The organism is Rheinheimera nanhaiensis E407-8, from assembly GCF_000296695.1.
Lineage (GTDB): Bacteria > Pseudomonadota > Gammaproteobacteria > Enterobacterales > Alteromonadaceae > Alishewanella > Alishewanella nanhaiensis.
Genome location: NZ_BAFK01000018.1, coordinates 35,600 through 54,665, shown reverse-complemented (window position 1 = coordinate 54,665; position 19,066 = coordinate 35,600). Strand labels below are relative to the sequence as shown.

The window sequence follows — 19,066 nt, the reverse complement described above, 5'->3', positions numbered from 1 at the left end:
GGTTAGCATCACCACCCGCGAGAGCTTTATGCCAAATTTGATTGTAGCGCTGTTACTGCTGTGTATCGCCTTAGTGCCGGTTAAGGCAGTTGCCACCAGCAGTGGCTGGCAAAGTGCCAGCCATTTAAAAGCCGAACTGGTCAGCGAGTACCAACAGCTGGTGCCGGGCCAGTCTGCGTTGCTGGCGCTGCATTTTGTGCCGGATGAGCACTGGCATACCTACTGGCAAAACCCGGGCGATTCTGGCCTGGCCACCAGCTTAAGCTGGCAGTTGCCTGACGGCGTAACGGTGGGTGATATCGCCTGGCCAACACCCAGCGCCATTGCCTTACCACCTTTGATGAACTACGGCTTTGAAGGCCAGACCATACTGCTGTCAGAGCTTCGCCTGCCGGCTGGTTATAGCGCCGATACATTGGATATTGGCCTGACGGCAGACTGGCTGGTGTGCGAAGAAGTCTGTATTCCGGCCAGCGCCAGTTTCAGTTTAAGCCTGCCGGTTGGCGCGAATGCAGTGTTAGCTCAGCAGTATCAGCCGCTGTTTACCGAGGCTAAAACGCGCTTACCTACACCGCTTAACGCCAGCGGCCGCTTTGATACCTCGGGTGCCGCTTTTTCTGCGCTGATTGACTTACCACAGGGGCTTAATGTCAGCCGGTTTTTTGTCGCCGCCACTGAACTGGTTGATCACGCGGCCGACCAGCAAATTACGCTGAATAATAACCAGCTGATGCTGCAGCAGGGGCTAAATACCTATTTTTCCGCTGCGCCCAATCAGCTTGAAGTGGTGCTGGTAACCGACAGCGGCGCTTACAGTGTGCTGCTTACTCAAGCCGGTGATAGCAGCACCGATATTCTGATCACCCAGGGCCAACAGACGGCTACGCCGCTGTGGCTTATTTTGCTGCTGGCGGCCAGTGGCGGTTTGCTGCTGAATTTAATGCCCTGTGTGTTTCCGGTGTTGTCATTAAAAGCGTTAAGCCTGGCCAGTAACGGTCAACAGCGGTCGGCGCAGCAACGGGATGCGCTGCTTTACAGCGCGGGTGTGGTGCTCAGTTTTGCGCTACTGGCATTGCTATTGATCGCGCTGCGTGCTGCCGGGCAGGCCGTGGGCTGGGGTTTTCAGCTGCAGAACCCCTATTTAGTGGCATTGCTGGTGTATTTGCTATTTGCGCTGGGCTTAAGTTTGTCCGGCGTAGTGCAGTTTGGCTTAGGCCTGATGAACAGCGGCAGCAGTTTAGCCAGTGCCAAAGGTGGCAAGGGGGCCTTTTTTACCGGCGTGCTGGCCGTAGTAGTGGCCAGCCCTTGTACCGCACCCTTTATGGGCACGGCGCTGGGCTACGCGGTCGGCCAAAGTGCTGTAGTAGCGCTTACGGTGTTTGTTGCCTTAGGCCTGGGCATGGCGCTGCCATTTTTACTGCTGGCCTTTGTGCCGGGCTTTGCCCGCCTGTTACCCAAACCCGGCGCCTGGATGGAAAGTTTTAAGCAGTGGCTGGCGTATCCGCTGTATTTAAGCGCGGTGTGGCTGTTGTGGGTGTATGGCCGGCAAACCGGTATTGATGCGCAGGCGCTGCTGTTAATTGGCGTGGTATGTGTTGCCGCGGCCTGCTGGTTATGGGGCCGTAAACAGCTGGCCCAGGCAGGTAAGGTGAACATGGTGTTGGCGCTGCTGCTGTTGCTGCTGGCGCTGTTATTGCCGGCGCTGACACCTGCTGTCAGCAATGCGCCGGTGCAGCAGCAAAGCAGTCAGCACTGGCAAAGCTGGTCGGCAGCAAAGCTGCAACAGCTAAAGGCAGAGGGTAAGCCGGTGCTGGTGAATATGACCGCCGACTGGTGCATCACCTGCTTAGTTAACGAGCGGGTGGCGCTGAATACACAAAGCAGTAAGGCGGCGCTGGCGCTATACGATGTGACCTACTTAAAAGGTGACTGGACGCTGCGCGACAGCGCCATTACCGAGTATTTACGTTTGTACCAGCGCGATGGTGTGCCGCTGTACGTGCTGTACTGGCCCGGGCAGCCACCTGAAGTGCTGCCGCAAATTTTAACCCCCGACACCCTCGCTACCACCTTGGAGCGACTGAGTCGGCAACTTTAATCTACCCAACGCAACAAAACAGGAGTAATGCAGATGAAAGTACGTCAACTGGTTCTGGCAGCGTCTGCTGCTGTGTTGTCACTCGGGCTGGCCGCCGCACCTCAGGTCGGCGCACCGGCACCGGACTTTACCGTGGTCGATTCCAAAGGCATCAGCCACAGTTTAAAAGATTTTGCCGGCAAAAATGTGGTGCTGGAGTGGACCAACCATGACTGCCCCTTCGTGAAGAAACATTACAACGGTAATATGCAGGCGCTACAGGCCGAAATGAAAGCGCAGGACGTGGTATGGCTTAGCGTCATTTCCTCTGCGCCGGGCAAACAGGGCCATGTCAGCGGTGCCAAGGCCGATGAGCTGACGGCCAGCCGCAGTGCACTGCCAACGGCGGTAGTGTTTGATGAAAGCGGCGTAGTGGGTAAAGCCTATGATGCGAAAACCACACCGCATATGTATGTGATCGACAAGGCCGGTGTACTGCAGTATATGGGCGGTATCGACAGCATCCCGTCGGCCAAGGTTGACGATATTGCCAAAGCCACACCCTATTTTGCCAATGCAGCCAAAGCGGTGTTAGATGGTCAGGCGCCTGATCCGGCAGTGACTAAGCCGTACGGTTGCAGCATCAAATACTAACTGGCTAGCTGCTGTAGAATAACCACCGCCAGATAGATGGCGGTGGTGTGTTCATGTGATGAGTAGTAACTGATATAAAGCTTGTTGCCGCGCCGCACCATGCCGGCGTAGCTGCAATCGCCGCCCGAGGGCAGCGTTAACGCTTCGGTTAGCTTACCGCTTTGCCGGTCTATCCAGCACAGGCTGGTGCGTACTTTGTCATCATACAGCCGCACGCAGGCCAGCAGTTGGCCGTCCGGGAGTTGCAACCACTGTGGCCCGCCAATACGACAACCAAGATCCTGCCACTGCCAGTTGCTGTAGGGCGGGGCGCTTTGACCAAATAAGCCATGTTCAGGGTCTCGTCGTAACAAACACAGCGCCGTGCCGTCAGTGGTAAACAGCAAGCCGCTTTCATTGGCATAACTGCCGCTGTATACGTCTGTTATCGCAGTAAAGTCATGCATATTGTTACTGTGATACAAGCGTACCAGGCGCGGCTGGCCTACTTTATAACCCAGGGCATACAGCATTTTTTGCTGCCACGCCATACGCCACAGCCAGATATTGGCCTCGCCAACTGCCAGCGGCGCTGGCCAGTGATAACCATCAGCCGATTGCCACAGATAAGACTGATGGCTTAACGCGCTGCGATCATGCAGGGCGCCAGCGCCCAGCAGCAACAGCTTGCCCTCTGGGCTTACGCTAAGCTTGGCATCACGTAAATCGGCGCTGTTATCGCTAATCAGTGCAGCACTGTGCCAGTTTAAGCCATCGCTGCTGCGCAACAGTCGAAAGGCGCCATCGGGGGATACATGGTCGCTACCTTCACGAAACACGCACCAGAGCGCGCCGTTAAACTCGACCAGATCGGTAAAGGCGTTATGTGCCGCCTGTTGCCAGATACAGTTAACGCTCTGCAGTTGCAATGTTGTCATGGCGTAGCTCCACGGATTAATACCGGCAAACGCTAGCCCGGCATGTGCACTGTCGCATGCTGCAGCGGTTAGCGCTCAGACAATGAGTGTAGCAACTGCATAAGCTGCGCCATATTAGCCAGGCTGTGGCGCTGCATAATTAAGTCGCGGCCAAGCTGTAGCGCTTTCGCTTCACACTGGCCGCGCACTGTGCTGTTGCTGATCTTATCCAGATCGGCCACATGGGCTAAGCCTACCGTGCGGCGAATCAGCTCACAGCCGGCGTAGCCTAAGGTGTCAGCCCACAGCTGCTGCATAAAACGCTGCTGATACAGGCTATTTTGCAGTGCCGGCTCATGGCATTCACTGCGCATCAGCTGCGTGAACTGTGCTGAAAATTCCTGCCACAAGCTTTGTACTTGCGACACGAGGTAGTCCTGATGCTGTTGCCGGGCGTCAGTGTCTTGCGTCAGGCCGAAGTGGCCCAGATAGTTTAGTAGCAAGTTGCCGATTAAACTGCCAACATCAAAACCAATAGGGCCATAAAAGCCAAACTCGGCGTCGATAACTTTGCAGTTCTCTTCGTTAATAAAAATACTGCCGCTGTGCACATCGCCGTGTAGCAGTGCCTGCGGTTTGGATAAAAAATCTGCTTTTAACTGTGCCACTTCGGCCTGCAGCGCTTCGTCATGCCAAAGCTGCTGCGCCTGCTGGCGAATTTCGGCATGGATATTATTGCGCTCGTGGTTGCAATAGGGGTCGGTAAAAAATAAGTCTTCGGTGATCAGGCACAGCTCCGGGTTTAAAAACTTACCCACCTGTTGCTTTTTATTCGGCCCGGTTAGGGCAAAGTCGCTGGTGTAAAACAACGTATTGGCCAGGTAGCTCGCCATTTGTGGCGCTAAGTGGGCAAATTGTTTACCGCTAATTAGCTCAGTGCGCAAAATGCGGTAGTGCTTTAAGTCTTCCATTAAAATGGCGGCCTGCTCGGCATCATAGTGCAGAACTTCTACTGTGTGCTCAGGGCAGAGTTTGCGGTGTTTTAGCAGCACTTGCGCTTCAATGCGGGCACGGTCAATTGTCAATGGCCAGCTTTCGCCGACACAACGGGCATAAGGCAGCGCTTGTTTCACAATCAGGCTGGTGCCTTTGTCATTACTTACCCGAAACACCAGGTTCAGGTTGCCGTCGCCAAATTCCTCACAGCTTAATTTGCTGTGATCGCCAAACAAACCACTGTGTTCATCGGCAAAACGCATAGCATCTTCAGTGCTAAAAGTATGGTACTCAGCCATTGCAGTCTCTTACTTGTGTTGATAAACGCCGGCCTGCATAATCGCAAACCTGATAGACGTCTGCAACGCCAAACAGGAATAAGCTATGAAAAACCTTACCGCCCTTAGCCTGAAAACCGCGCAGGGCCTGCTGTATGTGCTGGACCAAACCTTACTGCCACAGCAGCAGCGCTGGCTGGCGTGTCGCACGGTGGCCGAGATGGTGGCCATGATCAAAGCGCTGCAGCTGCGCGGTGCGCCAGCCATTGGTATTGGCGCCTGTTTATTGCTGGCGTATCGGGCCAGTGTCGGCGACAGCCGCCAGCAGCTACTGCTGGATGCCGAAGTGCTGCGCGCCGCCCGGCCCACTGCCGTAAACCTGATGAATAACCTCGATAGCATGATTGCCGCACTGCAACAGCCGGATTTTAAAGCCGCTGCCATTGCCTGTGCTGAGCAGCTGTTTGCCGAAGATGTCGCGCTGTGCCAGCGCATGGCCGAGCACGGCGCGGCGCTGGTGCAACAGGGCGAGCAGTTACTTACCCATTGCAATACCGGCGGTTTGGCCACCGCCGGCGTCGGTACAGCGCTGGGGGTAATTAACCTGGCGCATCAGCAAGGCAAAAACATCCGCCTGTGGGTAGATGAAACCCGGCCATTGTTGCAAGGCGGCCGTTTAACGGCCTGGGAATGCCAGCAACTGGGCATTCCGTATCAGCTGATCTGCGACAATATGGCCGCCATGCTGATGGCGCGTGGCCAGGTAGACCGTATCTTTGTTGGTTCAGATCGCATTGCCGTCAACGGCGATTTTGCCAATAAAGTCGGCACTTACTCCTTAGCCGTACTGGCGCATTATCACAAAGTGCCGTTTTATGTGGTGGCGCCACACACTACGGTCGATTTAGCCTGCGCCGATGGCAGCGCGATACCGATAGAGCAGCGCCACGGCGATGAAGTGCGCGGTGTCAGCGGCGGCTTTGGCCAGGCTATTTGGGCACCACAAGATGCACCGGTATTTAACCCGGCCTTTGATGTAACCCCGGCAGCACTGGTCACCGGCTGGGTGTTGGACACCGGCGTGTATAACCAGGCTGATATCGCCGCCGGTGCATTGCAGCAGTTTGGTTAAAGCACAAAACGACATGCTGGCCCAACCAGTTGGTTAAATAATCGGCAATTGGTTGGGCGTCGTTCATCTTGTCCCGCTTTTATCTCTTCGTTAAGTGATTGAATTATCTTCCCTGCTCAGTATTTAATTTATTAACGCGATAGTTATATAACAAAAAAGAATATAACAATTTATTGAGTGTTAATTTGCTGTTCAGTTAAGGTGCGCGCCTAACAAATTTGGTTGTATTGTTAACACAATAGAAGTTTGAGGTTGTTGTGGCAGGACAAGGATTGTTTCGCGCTAATGCGGTTAAACAACAAAGTGCACGGTTAGACGGTGAGGTGATTATTGCCCAGCCGCTGAGCAGTACTGTACTGACGGTGACATTATTGTTGGTGGTGATTGTTATTGTTGCTTTTCTTAGCCTGACATCATTCAACCGCAAAGAAACCGTCAGCGGCTATTTAAAGCCTGATATTGGCCTGGCCAAAGTAGTGTCGTCCCGTGCCGGTGTTATTCAGCAGCTCTATGTCGATGACGGCCAGCAAGTGCAGGCCGGCGACAGGCTGGCGCTGGTAGCCATACCCGAGCATTTATCGGCCGGTGACAGCTTAACCGGCACCTTATTGCAGGGCTTACTGCAGCAAACTGAGCTGGTAAACCTGCGTAAACAGCAATTACACAGCCAGTTTAACCAACAGCAAGCCGAGTACAACGCCCGGCTAACGTTAAGCCGCAACCTGTTAGATGATATTCACGCCCAGCAGCAACTGTTGCAGCAGCGCCTGCAGCTAAACCAGCAGCGCTATCACAACTTTAACGGCCTAAGCCAGCAGGGCGCTATTTCTGCCAACGAGTTGCAGCAGCAACACGAACTGGTACTGAATATTCAGCAGCAACTGGCTGAGCTTAATGCCAGTGAGCAAAACCAAAAAGCGCAAATAGAACAACTGAGCGGCCAATTGCAGCGCCTTCCTAACGAGCAGCAACAACAGCTGGCGCTGCTCGACAGCGATATTGCCAGGTTACAACAACAGCAAACCGAATTGGCCGCCCGGGGCGAACTGCTGATCACCGCACCTATTAGCGGCCGGGTAACTAACTTAGTGGCAGAGGTGGGTAATAACGTACAGCAGGGCTTACCGCTGCTGACCATCATGCCGGATAACGCCGAATTGCAGGCCGTACTGTTAGTGCCTACCCGCGCCTATGGTTTTGTGCAACCGGGCCAGCATACCCGTTTACGTTTTGACGCCTTTCCGTACCAGCGTTTTGGCTTATACGAAGGGGAAGTAATAAAAACGGCGCAGGCTATCGTACTTCCGGGAGAAGTCGATATGCCTGTCGCCGTACAGGAGCCAGTGTACCGGGTAGAGGTAGCCCTGGCTTCACAACACATCCGCGCTTATGGCAACAGTGTCCCGCTGCAATCGGGCATGCTGTTAAGCGCAGATATCGTGCTGGAACAACGCAGCCTGTTAGCCTGGTTGTTCGAGCCGGTTTTAAGCCTGAAAGGGCGGTTATAACGCTCGTAACGAGCAAACCTTTAAACTTAAAAGCGTCTCAAGGAGAGATAGTATGCAAGAGTTAACATTTGAGCAAGTTGAAGAAGTGAGTGGTGGATTTACAGGTCTTGCTGCGCCTTGGGAAATTATACGTCACATGGATGGCGGTGGCGGAAATGGCTTTATAGTTGGCAATATTGTTGGAGGCGTTGCTGGTGCGTTGGGTGGTGCGGCAGCAGCAATCATGGCTCATTCAGGAGGTAGCAATGAGGGTACCCCTCTTACAGTAATATTAGCTGGTGCCGCCGCGGGTGGTATTCAAGGTGCATTAAACCCTGCGACAGGAGTAATGTCAGCGGCGAGAACTGCAGCTGGTTACGTTGGTGCAGGTGTCTCTGGATATATAATTAATCAAAACTGATTTTAGGTCTATTTTTGAGCGGCCCATAGAGAATGGGCCGTTCTATATAACTAAATTAAGGCATACTATGGAAACAATTGCTTGGTTCAGCATACTGATAATTTTAAATTTTACAATCGCTTGGCTCGGTAAGAGACTTTTTGGTGTTAAATTGTTTTCTGCATGGCCAAAATATCAAAGTGAGTGGCAAAATGTATTTGTTTCATTAGCCCCTGTAATATTCGGTTCGCTTGCCTGTCTTATTACATATTTAATTTATTTAGCGTATTCTTAGTAAACTAAGGTTCTCTGTTGACGTGATCTACCAATCCGAAACTGCGGAGTGCGGCCTGGCCTGTATCGCTATGGTAGCCAATCATCATGGCCATAAGCTGGACTTAACTACTCTACGCAACCGCTATAGCGTGTCATTAAAAGGCGCCAATATGCAGCAGCTTATGCTGCTTGCCAACCAGCTGAATATGACAGCGCGGGCGTTAAAGCTGGATTTAGACGACTTAAAAAAACTGCGCACACCCTGCATATTGCACTGGGAAATGAACCACTTTGTGGTACTGAAAAAAGTACACCGTAATGGCATTACCATTCTTGACCCGGCGATGGGTGAACGGCGCTTAAGCGTTGCCGAGGTAGACAAAGCCTTTACCGGCGTAGCGCTGGAGCTTACCCCTGGCATTGAATTTAAAAAAATAGATGAACGTGCTCAGCTTGGGTTAACTGCCTTTTGGTCGAAAATGCAAGGCGTGGTGCCGGCGCTAATTAAGTTATTTGCGCTGTCGTTATTGCTACAAATTTTCGCGTTAGCCTCACCCTATTACACCCAGTTAGTGGTGGATGAGGTTATTGTCAGTCAGGACCAACCTTTACTTACCGCGCTGGCACTGGGCTTTAGCTTAGTAATGCTAATTCAGGTTGTTGTCAGCGTGCTGCGCAGTTGGATTTCGCTGCACCTTGGCATCATGATGAGCATGCAGATGGTGACCAACCTGTTTCGTCATTTATTGCATTTGCCGATGTCGTTTTTTGAGAAGCGCCATATGGGCGATATCACTTCGCGTTTTGGCTCGCTGTCAGCGGTACAAACCCTGCTGACTAACAGTTTGGTTGAAGGTATTTTAGATGGCATTATGGTGGTCATTGTCTTCGCCATGATGTATCTGTATAGCCCGCAGCTCAGTCTGGTGGTAGTGATAGTGGTTATGTTGTATGGCTTAATCCGCTGGGCATTTTATTGGCCGATGCGCCAGTTAACCGAAGAGAGCATTGTCGCCGGCGCCAAGGAAGACTCGGTGTTTATGGAAACTATCCGTGGCATGCAAAGTATCAAATTGTTTGGTCAGCAAACCCAACGCCTGAATATCTGGCAAAACCGCCATGCTGAAGCGATAAACAGTGGGTATCGGTTGGCTAAGTGGGGAATTAGTGCCAGTACGGCCAACCAACTTTTGTTTGGCATTGAGGGTATTTTGATAGTGTATTTAGCCGCGCATGCTGTGATGGATGGCAGTATGACAGTAGGCATGCTGTTCGCCTTTATGGCATATAAAAGCCAGTTCACCGGTCGGATGTCGGCGCTGATTGGCCTGGTGGTGCAGGTTAAAATGACCAAACTGCATTTAGATCGCCTGGCCGATATTGCCCTAACCGACAAAGAAGATGAAGGCAGTGCCAGCGATGGCCGCGAGCTAAGCGGCCAGCTTAGCCTGAGCAATATTAGCTTTCGTTATGCCAACAATGACCCGTTGTTGTTTAACGGCTTAAATCTGGAAGTACAAGCCGGTGAGAATGTGGCGATTATTGGCCCTTCCGGCACCGGTAAAACCAGCCTGATGAAAATTATGCTGGGCTTATTGCCAGCGGAGAGCGGCAAGGTAGAAGTAGACGGTGTGGATATCCGCCATTTAGGGCTGCGCCATTACCGCAGCCAAATTGCTGCGGTAATGCAGGACGACCAGTTAATGTCCGGCACGCTGGCGGAAAATATCAGCTTTTTTGACAGCCAAATGGATATGCAGCAGGTAATAGCCTGCGCGCAACTGGCCGGTATTCACCAGGATATTGCCGCTATGCAAATGGGCTATAACGCCCTGGTCGGCGATATGGGCAGTTCACTGTCTGGCGGCCAGAAGCAGCGTTTATTATTAGCGCGAGCGCTGTATCGTAAGCCGAAAATTCTGTTTATGGACGAAGCCACCAGCCATTTAGATGTACAGCTGGAGCACTATGTCAACCAGGCGATAAAACAGTTAAATATGACGCGTATTATTATTGCCCACCGGCCAGAAACCATTATTAACGCACAGCGCATTATGCAGCTGCATAATGGCCAGTTGCAGGATGTAACAGAGGCGTACAAAGCCCAATTTGTCCGAGCATAAAAAAACAGCGTTATCCGGGGAGATAACGCTGCATACACACGGGGGAGTGTAGTTAAAACATCAGTTAACAGGCGCTTACTCTGTTAGCTGAAGCGTGGCACGGGCGCTTACTCCGGGCCACTATCTGCAGGTAGCAGAATAGGGTGGGCTAGTCAGCCGATACCATGGCAAGGTCTAAGCCGTTGTTGGCTTTGTTTAATGCTAACTCCAGCCGCTGCAGGTTATGCAGATTAACGTCGCTGCGGTTTAATTCCGCGGCGCGGCTAAAATCAGCCAGGGCTGCCAGGTTGTTGTTTTGTAACAGGCGCAGTACGCCGCGGTTGGTTAGGGCATAAGCGCGCATTTCACGCTTTTCGCTGCTGCTGACTAAGTGCAGCTGCTGGGCGGCAGATACCGCGCTGTCGCAGGCCGTGGCGGCTTTATCCAGCTGGGCGCTTTTAGTAAAGCCTACGCACAGGCTCATCTGGCGTGAGAAGTTATCCACTTCAACGCTGCTGTTTAGTGTTTCCGTTATACCCTGGTCAAACTGGCCAGCCTGCAGGGCTGCCACGCCAGGGGTATCTTCAATAAGGACCATTTTATAGCCGTTGGTGTTGGCTGATGCGAGAAATGAACCTGAGGCCATTAGCATCAACGCCAAAGTACTGCCTAATTTAACTGATCTCGCTTTCATAGTGTGTCGCTCCCAATTTCCCATCCAGGCAGCCGCTGTCGGTCTGCAGGAGTAAGTTTGAGCAAAAGCTCCAGAACTGACAAACGATAAAAAAAAATGCGACAAGTGAATTATTTTCACTTATCGCACTGCTATGACTGTCATCTGGCGCGGCTAGCCGGCCGTGAGGAAGGTTTGGTAGCTGCGGTTGTGGCTAACTTGCTGGTACTGATAACCCAGCTTATCCAGGTAGCTGGCAATATCGCTGTGGCTGGCCACTTCAAAGCCGGCCAGCACATCACCGGTGGCGGCGCCGTGGTTACGGTAGTGAAACAGGGTAATATTGCAGTGCTCGCCCAGGGTGTTTAAGAAATTCATCAGTGCGCCGGGGTATTCCGGAAAGTTAAACTGATACACCTGCTCCTGCAGCTGTCTTGGTGGCATACCGCCGACCATATGCCGGACATGCAGTTTGGCCAGCTCGTCATCCGATAGATCCTGAAATGCATAACCAGCGCTGCTGAGTAATTCCTTTACTGTGTTCAGCTCCTGCTGGCCGTGGCGCAGCTTAATGCCAACAAAGATATGCGCTTTGTTATCGCTGGCATAGCGGTAGTTAAATTCAGTTATTGCCCGGCCGCCTAAGGTTTGGCAAAAACGGCGGAAGCTGCCTTTTTCTTCCGGTATGGTCACCGCAAATACCGCTTCTTTTTTCTCGCCCAGCTCGCAGCGCTCTGACACATAACGCAGCGTATCAAAGTTTAAATTGGCGCCGCTTAACACGGCCGCCAGTTGCTGCGGCTTGGCTAAGGTACTGTTTTTCAGTTGCTGACTGTATTTCTTCAGGCCCGCCAGCGCCAGGGCGCCGGCCGGTTCGGCTACCGCGCGTAAATCATCAAAAATATCTTTTATCGCCGCGCAAATTTCATCGCTGCTAACGGTAACTACCTCATCGCAAAAGCGTTTGGCCAGATTAAAATTTTCTGTACCGATGCGTTTTACCGCCACACCATCGGCAAATAAACCAACCCGCGACAGCGTAACCGGCGCTCCGGCATCCAGCGCGGCTTTTAAGCAGGCGGCATCTTCCGGCTCGACGCCGATCACTTTGACATTGGGTTGTATCGCCTTGATATACACTGCCATGCCGGCCATTAGGCCGCCGCCGCCAACCGGAATAAACACGGCGTTTAACTGGTTATGCTGGCTTAGCAGCTCTTTGGCTACGGTACCCTGGCCGGCAATCACGTCGTTATCATCAAACGGCGGGATATAGACCGCGCCTTCGGTGTTGGCCAGATTAATGGCGTAGCTGTTGGCTTCATCAAAGGCGGTGCCGTGCAGCACCACATTGCCGCCCAGCGCTTTTACCGCAGCGACTTTTATCTCAGGCGTAGTGATCGGCATCACAATAGTGGCATTCAGGCCCAGCTTGCTGGCCGATAACGCTACGCCCTGCGCATGGTTACCGGCCGAGGCGCACACCACGCGGGCGTCGGGGTTTTGCTGCTGTACTTTATGCAGTTTATGAAAGGCACCGCGCAGTTTAAACGAGTACACCGGCTGTTTGTCTTCGCGCTTTAACAGCACATTGTGCCCCAGCCGCTGGCTTAGCTTTGCCATGGCATCGAGCGGGGTTTCTACCGCAGCCTGATATACCGGCGACAGCAGAATTTCACGCAGATACTGCTGCATTAACTCGGTATCTGTCTGTGCTCTTTGTACTGTTGCCAGGTTGCTCATTAATCCTCCAGCTTAGTTAAATCACGCACCGCCCCTTTATCTGCACTGCTGGCCAGCAGGGCGTAGGCTTTTAATGCCGCACTCACCACGCGCTGGCGGTTTTCTGGCTTCCAGCCTTGCTTGCCTTTGGCGTCCATCGCGGCGCGGCGTGCCGCCAGCTCGTCATCGCTGATAGCAATGCCAATTTTGCGCTGCGGGATATCAATCTCAATTTTGTCGCCTTCCTGCACCAGCGCGATAGCACCGCCGCTGGCGGCCTCCGGCGAGACATGGCCGATGGACAAACCCGAAGTACCGCCAGAGAAGCGGCCGTCGGTGATCAGCGCGCAGCTTTTGCCTAAGCCCATCGATTTTAAATAGCTGGTCGGGTACAGCATTTCCTGCATCCCAGGGCCGCCTTTAGGGCCTTCGTAGCGGATAATTACCGCATCACCGGCGACCACTTTGCCTTTTAAGATGGCCTCTACGGCGTCGTCCTGGCTTTCAAAAATGCGCGCCCGGCCGGTAAAGACTAAGCATTCCTCATCAACACCGGCAGTTTTAACAATACAGCCATTCGGTGCCAGGTTGCCAAACAGCACGGCTAAGCCACCATCTTGCGAATAGGCATGTTCTTTACTGCGGATACAGCCATCAACGCGGTCATCATCCAAGGTCGGGTAGCGGCAGTTTTGTGAAAATGCCTGCGTAGTGCGGATACCGGCCGGGCCGGCCAGGTACATTTGTTTGGCGTCTTCATTGCCGGTGGTTTTAATGTCCCACTGCTCCAGCACGGCGGCTAAGCTGGGGCCGGCGACATGCGGCACGTTAGGGTTTAATAAACCGGCGCGGTTAAGCTCGGCCAGAATACCGATTACCCCGCCGGCGCGGTGCACGTCTTCCATATGGTATTTTTGCGTCGACGGCGCCACCTTACACAGGTGCGGCACGATGCGCGATAAACGGTCGATATCATTCATGCCAAAATCAACTTGCGCTTCAATCGCGGCCGCCAGTAAATGCAGCACGGTATTGGTGGAGCCGCCCATAGCGATATCCAGCATCATAGCGTTTTCAAAGGCGGCTTTATTGGCAATGCTACGCGGCAGTGCCGAGGCGTCATCCTGTTTGTACCAGCGGTTACACAGCTCCATTATTCTGAAGCCGGCCTGCACAAACAGCTCTTTACGATCGGCATGGGTGGCCAATAGCGAGCCATTACCCGGTTGGCCTAAGCCTAAAGCTTCAACCAGGCAGTTCATCGAATTTGCAGTAAACATGCCCGAGCAACTGCCACACGTCGGGCAGGCGCTGCGCTCAATTTGCTCACTTTGTGCATCGGTGACTTTAGGATCAGCGGCCGACACCATGGCATCGACTAAATCCAGCTTGATAATCTGATCCGATAATTTGGTTTTACCGGCTTCCATCGGCCCGCCGGAGACAAAGATCACCGGTATATTCAAGCGCAGGGCGGCCATTAACATGCCGGGGGTGATCTTATCGCAGTTAGAAATGCACACCATGGCATCGGCACAGTGGGCGTTGATCATATATTCGACCGAATCGGCAATCAGCTCGCGTGACGGCAGGCTGTACAGCATGCCACCGTGGCCCATGGCAATGCCATCATCTACCGCTATGGTATTGAATTCTTTGGCGATACCGCCGGCTTCATTAATGCTGCTCGCCACCAGTTTGCCTAAATCACGTAAGTGCACATGGCCGGGCACAAACTCAACAAAAGAGTTCACTACCGCCACTATCGGCTTGCCAAAATCGGTATCTTTTACGCCGGTGGCACGCCACAGTGCGCGGGCGCCCGCCATATTGCGCCCTTCAGTAACGGTGGCAGATCTTAACTTTGGCATTGTGGTACTCCGTGTGTTCGGTAAATAAAAAGTATAGGGTTAGCTGGAGTTAATATTGGGCTCAGGCGCTTAATACCGCCAGCTCACTGCCAGCCAGTTCCAGTTGCTGCACGTCATACAGCTTATGCAACTGACTGGTTAATAAATGAATCGGCTTGTCGCCGCTAACGCTTAATCTTATCGCCACACTGCGGCTGTCTGCGCGCGGTGTCATTTGCAGGCCGGTCAGCTGATAACCGCGATAGCGGGTCACCTGTAACAGGCGTTCAACAACGGCCGGGGTATTACTGGCGGTGATATGCAGGATATGGTTCATGCTTTTGCCTCCGTGATCATGTCTTCATTAGCGGCGCCCGGCGGTACTAACGGCCAAACGTTGTCTTTATCATCAATACACACATGCAGCAGATAAGGGCCGGGCCAGGTAAACATGGCTTCCAGTGCGCTTTCTACTTCATCTTTGCGCGTTATACAGTGGCCCGGTATGGCAAAGGCGGCAGCCAGCGCAACAAAATCCGGGTTGTCAGATAAATCGGTTTCGCTGTAGCGCGCATTAAAGAACAGCTGTTGCCACTGTTTCACCATGCCCAGGCGTTGGTTATCAATAACGACTATTTTTACCGGCAGCCGAAACCGCTTGATGGTCGCCAGCTCCTGCACATTCATCATAAAAGAGCCATCGCCGGTTACCGTGATTACCGTATCTTGCGGCCGGGCTAACTTGGCACCGATAGCGGCCGGCAGGCCAAAGCCCATAGTGCCTAAACCGCCGCTGGATAAATGGTTACGCGGGTGGCTAAAGCGCATATGCTGCGCTACCCACATCTGGTGCTGGCCCACATCGCAGGCCACTACGCTGTTATCCGGCATCCGCTCACTTAATTGCTTTAACATCAAGGGCGCATAAATGCGCTCGCCCGGGTGGTCATAGCGCCAGCCGTATTGCTGCTTTAACTGGGCACAATGGTTTAGCCAGTCTGCGCAGTCAGTGCCGGCAGATATAGCCGGTAATATTTGCTGCATATCGCCCAGCAGGGCGGCATCGGCAAAGCGTACCTTGTTAATTTCAGCCGGGTCGATATCAACATGAATGACTTTGGCCAGCGGGGCGAACTTTTGCAGGTTGCCGGTGACCCGGTCATCAAAACGGGCACCTAAACAGATCAGTAAATCGCACTGCTGCACCGCTAAATTCGCCGCCTGAGTGCCGTGCATGCCCAGCATGCCCAGGTAATGCGCGTTGTCTTTCGCCACCGAACCCATAGCTTTTAACGTAGTAACCGACGGCATAGGGTTAGCCGCTAAAAACTGCTGCAGCTGTGGCATGGCGCCGGCCATATGCACACCACCGCCAATATAGGCGACAGGTTTTTTCGCACCAGCAATTAAGGCCCGGGCTTTAGCCGCATTGGCCAGTGAAGTAGCAACAGGCACAGGCCTAACGCTGGTGGTAGCTTCAGGCTGATAATCAAGCTCTGCCAGCTGTACATCTTTGGGGATATCCACCAGCACCGGGCCGGGGCGACCGCTTAGGGCGATGGCAAAGGCGTCGTTTAGCGTGGCGGCCAGCTCGTCGACACTGCGCACCATAAAGCTGTGTTTGGTGACGGCCAGGCTTAAGCCCAAAACATCAATTTCCTGAAAGGCGTCAGTGCCCATTACCGCTTGTGACACCTGGCCGGTAATGGCCACCACTGGTACCGAGTCCAACATTGCATCGGCCAGTGAGGTGATTAAGTTGGTGGCGCCCGGGCCTGAGGTCGCCATACAGACGCCTACCTTGCCGGAAGCACGGGCATAGCCGATGGCGGAAAAGGCACCGCCCTGTTCATGGCGGCACAGATAGTGTTTAACGCTGCTTTGATACAGTGCATCGTAAATCGGCATAATGGCACCGCCGGGGTAGCCGAAAATGCTATCGACCCCGTGTTGTTGCAGCACCTTAAGTACCAATTCTGCGCCTTTCATTTTCTGTATCCTTGTTATGCTAAACCGCTTTTTTCAAGGCCCGGAAACGACAAAACCCCCGGTCCTTGCGGAGCGGGGGTTTTGTTGGAATTCGCTTTTTAGGCTACTTTTTTTCCAAAACACCGCCCCCGCGGAGATTAATAATCACCACGACCACGAGGACAATAATGTTCAGAACAGCAGCTAAACGCATTTTATGATTCTTACTTATTTACTTGGTTAAAAATCGTTTTAGTTATATTGATCTGTCAGGCAGATCGAATTGCTATTAGAAATAGCCGTCTATCAGTCTGAAGTCAACAGATTTTTGTGATTAGCTAAAAAATAGTCAGTTGAACAACCATTAGTGAAGGCTTAAAACCGGATTGCCCACGACAACACGCCGTGAATACGTCCCTGTAGGCTCGATTCCGGCATCCATGCCGTCAACGGTTGTCTTAGAGCAATCCGGTTTACGCTGTTAGGCCGAATGCATAGCCATTTGCACGCAACGTTAGTCACAACGTACACTTAAACTACTCATTAACCAGTGCGGTAGTAGCGTGGATCAGTTAGAGCTGTTTGACCTGCCCAATCCTTGTATCGGCGTGTGCCAAAGCAACAGCCGTGGCTATTGCATTGGCTGTCTGCGCTCGCGTGAGGAACGTTTTAACTGGCACCAAAAGCCGGTGGAAGAGCGCGCCCACATTCTGAAACTACTGGCACAGCGCCGGGCGCGGCTTAATGCTAAAGCGAAAAAAGAGCAGGACGCTCGGCCAAGTGGCGAGTCACTGGATTTGTTTTAACCCAAGCTAGGTTTTTTTAATTAAGCCGATTAAGAACAGCAGTACTACAGCGCCAACGGTAGCCGTGATCAGCGAGCCCACTAAGCCATAAGAGGCCAGCCCCACCGCGCTGAATAAAAAGCCGCCAATAAAGGCGCCAACAATACCCACCACCATATTGCCCAGTAAGCCAAAGCCACGGCCTTTCATAATGGTACCGGCTAGCCAGCCGGCGATAGCGCCGATAATTAAAAACATAATAAAGTTCATCGTAGTTCCCCGATGTTTTGTATTGCTACATCACTTTTGCGATAACATAAGCAAAGCATATAGTCTGATAAAGGCAAGTAATACAACGAGATCTGTTTTGGCAAAGGCCGTTGCAGAGTCTGCCAGATAGAGTCAGCGCTATATTTGCTGTAGGCTTCACAGCCAGTCCAACGCTGATAAAACTGTTGTAATGTTGTTACGCCAGCCATTGCCGGCAGTTGTTCGGTCAGCGCCTTAATGTCACGACACTTTATCTGCTCTATATCCAGTCCTATGGGTTGGTCACTAAGGGCAACCGCAATAGCTGTGCCGCTGTGGCTTATACTTAGCTGCATCTTTTTGCGCTGTACTAACAGCCGGGGCGCACTTTCCGATGGCAGGTCGATAGCGATGTCGGCTATTGTCAGCAGATTGTTCTGCATCAACATTTTGCGCGCCAAAGTTCTGCCGTTACTGAATTCCGCCTGTCGTTTTGCGCTTAACCCTTGACTGTACTGCCATTCAGCTGCGGTGAGCCAGGGTTTGCATTGTTCTGGCGTCTGTAGCGTAAGACGGTAGGCGAAGCTAATCATAATTAATAACCCGGCGCTTGCGATGTCGTTAAATTTTATAATGGCCGGCGAGCTAACATAAGTGAATGATTATGGCTGGTCCGGTAGTAATAAATCCGATTGTATCCTGATAGCAAAGTAGATTTAAACAGCATCTTTATTTACTTTTAGCCTCCGTTTTATATATGATATGCGGTTTTTGGCGGCTTAAATCTTAGCGTACTGAGTAGTAACTTGTGATGGAATTTTTCTTAACCGACTGGGCGGTATGGACGCCGGATTTAACCCAGGGTGATGCCGGCTTGGGTGCTTGTTCTGTGCCTGACTTGACAAAGGTGCCAGCCATGACCCGCCGCCGTTTAAGCAAACTGACCAAGCTGACGTTTGAGGTTGCCTTACAATTGCAAGCAAACACTGATACGTCAGTAGTGCAACAACAGATCAGTACGATTTTTGCCTCCCGTCATGGCGATCTACATAAAACGCTGGGATTGTTGCAGCAGGTGGCACAGCAAGAAGCGCTGTCTCCGACGCAATTCGCTTTGTCAGTGCACAATGCCATTATTGGCCAGTTAAGTTTATTCAGCCAAAACCGCGCCGATAGTAATGCCATAGCCGCTGGGGCTGATAGCCTGCACTATGCGGTGTTGGAAGCGGCCGCAAGGCTACAAACTGAGCCTGGCCTCAGTCAGGTGTTGGTGCTGTATGCCGATGAGCCTGTGCCGCAAGTGTATCAACAGTATTGTCAGGACCCGGCACAACCGGTGGCACTGGCGTTGTTACTTAGCCGCAGTGACGGCGAGAAAGTCTGCTTCAGCCGCCACAGTGCACCGACGCAGCTGGCATCTGAGCAACAAACGCAGCAATTATTACCCTGGCTGCAGCACCAATGTCAGTCAGTCAGCATAGCCGGTCGTCAATGTCTGTGGCAGTGGCAAAGGGGCTGATA

General features: G+C 52.5%; 17 protein-coding genes. 8 read left to right on the top strand and 9 right to left on the bottom strand.

Annotated features, from left to right (window positions below; genetic code table 11):
• Window positions 1-28: 28 nt before the first annotated feature.
• Together RNAN_RS14045 and RNAN_RS14040 are read left to right on the top strand one after the other, a co-directional pair.
• Window positions 29-2,098, top strand: coding sequence for a protein-disulfide reductase DsbD family protein (locus RNAN_RS14045; RefSeq protein WP_008222936.1), 2,070 nt, complete (start codon window positions 29-31; stop codon window positions 2,096-2,098).
• A 33-nt stretch (window positions 2,099-2,131) separates the two neighbouring features.
• Window positions 2,132-2,731, top strand: a complete 600-nt coding sequence (locus RNAN_RS14040) for a redoxin domain-containing protein (protein ID WP_008222925.1) — start codon at window positions 2,132-2,134, stop codon at window positions 2,729-2,731.
• Here the strand turns inward: RNAN_RS14040 and RNAN_RS14035 are convergent.
• Window positions 2,728-3,648, bottom strand: a complete 921-nt coding sequence (locus RNAN_RS14035) for a lactonase family protein (RefSeq protein WP_008222911.1) — start codon at window positions 3,646-3,648, stop codon at window positions 2,728-2,730. The genes RNAN_RS14040 and RNAN_RS14035 overlap by 4 nt on opposite strands.
• 68 nt (window positions 3,649-3,716) lie before the next feature.
• The gene (gene mtnK / locus RNAN_RS14030) at window positions 3,717-4,922 is read right to left on the bottom strand and encodes an S-methyl-5-thioribose kinase (protein WP_008222909.1); all 1,206 of its coding nucleotides are present in this window, start codon (window positions 4,920-4,922) and stop codon (window positions 3,717-3,719) included.
• A gap of 85 nt (window positions 4,923-5,007) precedes the next feature.
• Here mtnK and mtnA point away from each other — a divergent pair, with 85 nt between their 5' ends.
• The 4 genes from mtnA (at window position 5,008) to RNAN_RS14010 (ending at window position 10,319) form a co-directional block, all read left to right on the top strand.
• On the top strand, window positions 5,008-6,033 hold the full coding sequence (mtnA, locus tag RNAN_RS14025) for an S-methyl-5-thioribose-1-phosphate isomerase (protein ID WP_008222907.1): 1,026 nt from the start codon (window positions 5,008-5,010) through the stop codon (window positions 6,031-6,033).
• Window positions 6,034-6,290: 257 nt separating this feature from the next.
• Window positions 6,291-7,541 carry an HlyD family secretion protein gene (locus tag RNAN_RS14020; protein WP_040552205.1) on the top strand — a complete coding sequence of 417 codons (1,251 nt, stop codon included), beginning with the start codon at window positions 6,291-6,293 and terminating at the stop codon, window positions 7,539-7,541.
• A gap of 52 nt (window positions 7,542-7,593) precedes the next feature.
• The gene (locus tag RNAN_RS14015; RefSeq protein WP_040552204.1) at window positions 7,594-7,941 is read left to right on the top strand and encodes a hypothetical protein; all 348 of its coding nucleotides are present in this window, start codon (window positions 7,594-7,596) and stop codon (window positions 7,939-7,941) included.
• 296 nt (window positions 7,942-8,237) lie between these two features.
• Window positions 8,238-10,319 carry a peptidase domain-containing ABC transporter gene (locus RNAN_RS14010; protein ID WP_008222903.1) on the top strand — a complete coding sequence of 694 codons (2,082 nt, stop codon included), beginning with the start codon at window positions 8,238-8,240 and terminating at the stop codon, window positions 10,317-10,319.
• Between the two features lie 148 nt (window positions 10,320-10,467).
• Here the strand turns inward: RNAN_RS14010 and RNAN_RS14005 are convergent, their stop codons facing one another.
• The 5 genes from RNAN_RS14005 to ilvG form a co-directional block, all read right to left on the bottom strand.
• Window positions 10,468-10,992 (bottom strand): tetratricopeptide repeat protein, encoded by a 525-nt coding sequence (locus RNAN_RS14005; RefSeq protein ID WP_008222902.1) that lies wholly within the window; start codon window positions 10,990-10,992, stop codon window positions 10,468-10,470.
• A gap of 153 nt (window positions 10,993-11,145) precedes the next feature.
• Window positions 11,146-12,714: a threonine ammonia-lyase, biosynthetic gene (gene ilvA, locus RNAN_RS14000; RefSeq protein WP_008222899.1), complete on the bottom strand. Its 1,569-nt coding sequence runs from the start codon at window positions 12,712-12,714 to the stop codon at window positions 11,146-11,148.
• Window positions 12,714-14,564: a dihydroxy-acid dehydratase gene (gene ilvD, locus RNAN_RS13995; protein WP_008222898.1), complete on the bottom strand. Its 1,851-nt coding sequence runs from the start codon at window positions 14,562-14,564 to the stop codon at window positions 12,714-12,716. The genes ilvA and ilvD overlap by 1 nt, the downstream gene beginning before the upstream one ends.
• Window positions 14,565-14,625: 61 nt before the next feature.
• Complete coding sequence (gene ilvM, locus RNAN_RS13990) at window positions 14,626-14,880, bottom strand: acetolactate synthase 2 small subunit (RefSeq protein WP_008222897.1); 255 nt, start codon at window positions 14,878-14,880, stop codon at window positions 14,626-14,628.
• Window positions 14,877-16,532 (bottom strand): acetolactate synthase 2 catalytic subunit, encoded by a 1,656-nt coding sequence (gene ilvG / locus RNAN_RS13985; protein ID WP_008222896.1) that lies wholly within the window; start codon window positions 16,530-16,532, stop codon window positions 14,877-14,879. The genes ilvM and ilvG overlap by 4 nt, the downstream gene beginning before the upstream one ends.
• 542 nt (window positions 16,533-17,074) lie before the next feature.
• Between ilvG and RNAN_RS13980 the strand changes: the two genes are divergently transcribed.
• Window positions 17,075-17,317: a DUF1289 domain-containing protein gene (locus RNAN_RS13980; protein ID WP_008222895.1), complete on the top strand. Its 243-nt coding sequence runs from the start codon at window positions 17,075-17,077 to the stop codon at window positions 17,315-17,317.
• 6 nt (window positions 17,318-17,323) lie between these two features.
• On the opposite strand, the gene RNAN_RS13975 is transcribed toward RNAN_RS13980, so the two are convergent.
• Together RNAN_RS13975 and RNAN_RS13970 are read right to left on the bottom strand one after the other, a co-directional pair.
• Window positions 17,324-17,566 (bottom strand): GlsB/YeaQ/YmgE family stress response membrane protein, encoded by a 243-nt coding sequence (locus RNAN_RS13975; protein ID WP_008222892.1) that lies wholly within the window; start codon window positions 17,564-17,566, stop codon window positions 17,324-17,326.
• Window positions 17,563-18,138 carry a 4'-phosphopantetheinyl transferase family protein gene (locus tag RNAN_RS13970; protein ID WP_148275749.1) on the bottom strand — a complete coding sequence of 192 codons (576 nt, stop codon included), beginning with the start codon at window positions 18,136-18,138 and terminating at the stop codon, window positions 17,563-17,565. Before RNAN_RS13970 ends, RNAN_RS13975 begins: the two co-directional genes overlap by 4 nt.
• A 218-nt stretch (window positions 18,139-18,356) precedes the next feature.
• On the opposite strand from RNAN_RS13970, the gene RNAN_RS13965 reads away from it, so the two are divergent.
• The gene (locus RNAN_RS13965; RefSeq protein WP_008222890.1) at window positions 18,357-19,064 is read left to right on the top strand and encodes a beta-ketoacyl synthase chain length factor; all 708 of its coding nucleotides are present in this window, start codon (window positions 18,357-18,359) and stop codon (window positions 19,062-19,064) included.
• Window positions 19,065-19,066 lie beyond the last annotated feature (2 nt).